This is a genomic window from Lamprobacter sp. (assembly GCF_034860625.1).
Classification (GTDB): domain Bacteria; phylum Pseudomonadota; class Gammaproteobacteria; order Chromatiales; family Chromatiaceae; genus Lamprobacter.
Map to the genome: position 1 here is coordinate 1 of NZ_JAYESN010000548.1, position 1,251 is coordinate 1,251.

Sequence of the window (1,251 nt, forward strand, 5' to 3'; positions counted from 1 at the left end):
TCCCGCCACCCCACCGGTGGCCGCGGCAACGACAGCAGCAAGCCCAAGGGCGGTTGACTCGCAGCTCGGCCAACTGGTCCGTCAAACCCGGCAGCTACGACGCGCTGCACTGCGAACGCGCCATCTGGCCAAGCGAGGAGGGCGCCTATGTCATCCCCGCTCTACTGCCCCCAACCTTCGACCTCCCGCCTGACTTCCGCCTGCTGCCGTACCGTTCCCGGCTTGATCGTCTCGACATCGGCGCGCGACACGTCGCCGGCTACTTCGCCACCTTAACCCCCGACTTCAGCCGCTATCCCGACTGGCCCCTCGCGGCCCAGCTCTGGAACACCTACCGCAGCCACGCCGGCGCATCGATCAGGCCGCAGGGACTGAACGCCCATCGCCACCAAGCGCACCACATCACCCGCTGAGAGAAGCTACCGCGCCCGGCTGAAAGGTGGACGCAGGCAAAACCCCGCGCGCGAATAGCACGCCGGGTTTTGCTGTACGCGCCTGTTTTAGGAGATCAGGCCGCAAGACGGGCAGCGCGGAATAGCGCAGCCCCAAGACTGAGGTGGGTCCATTAAGGAGGCTTCGCACTGAGGATTAAGACGGTGTCGCCTTCACGCTTATCGTGGGCTAGTCGCTGATCGCAAAGTGTTTTGTTTCTCGCGCGCCAACGCAACGTGTTCTTTGCCCTCGCTGCATTAATGGTGTGCACAACAGCCAACCTGTCGTCTCTTAATCGGTGGGCTCCGCCGCGGGAAGAGGTTTGATTAGCGCGTCATCATGCTGGCGTAGTCATCCCCCTATCGTCTGTTGCCAGCTTTAAGCCCCGCGCAGGAAGAGGGCTGTTGAGGGGGGTGGTCCGCAAAAGGCGTGCCAATACTCGGCTGTGGGTGGCTGGCCTGCGCGCGCCCTGTGGGGTTTTCCTGGCTCTTAATCTCTTTTATATCATAGCCTTACTTGCAAATACTCCTAAATGTAATATAATTATAGCTAAGGGTCGGCATCGGGTCGGCCCCCCGCCCTGGAGGCTCCCGCCATGTCCCCAACCGCTGGCTTTTTCTCGGTCCCCGCGCGCTTTAACGGCCGCATCTTATGTCGCACCAATGCCCGCGGCTCGGTGTGGGCTTGGCGCGCTCCCGCCGCTGGCCAGCTCCCCAGCCCCGCTTGCCTGTTCATCCCGGCTCAACAACGCGCCCAAGCCCAGCGCCTGGCTCAGTCCGCCGCCTCTCTCGGCTGGCATGCCGCTGTGCGCAACGGCTC

2 protein-coding genes are annotated in these 1,251 nt (G+C 63.2%); both read left to right on the forward strand.

What is annotated here, in order from left to right:
* Positions 1-413, forward strand: a 413-nt coding sequence (locus tag VBE63_RS29680) for a DUF4417 domain-containing protein (RefSeq protein ID WP_323686560.1), incomplete at its 5' end; no start/stop codon positions are given.
* Positions 414-1,027: 614 nt separating this feature from the next.
* A partial coding sequence (locus VBE63_RS29685; RefSeq protein ID WP_323686561.1) for a hypothetical protein occupies positions 1,028-1,251 on the forward strand: 224 nt, incomplete at its 3' end.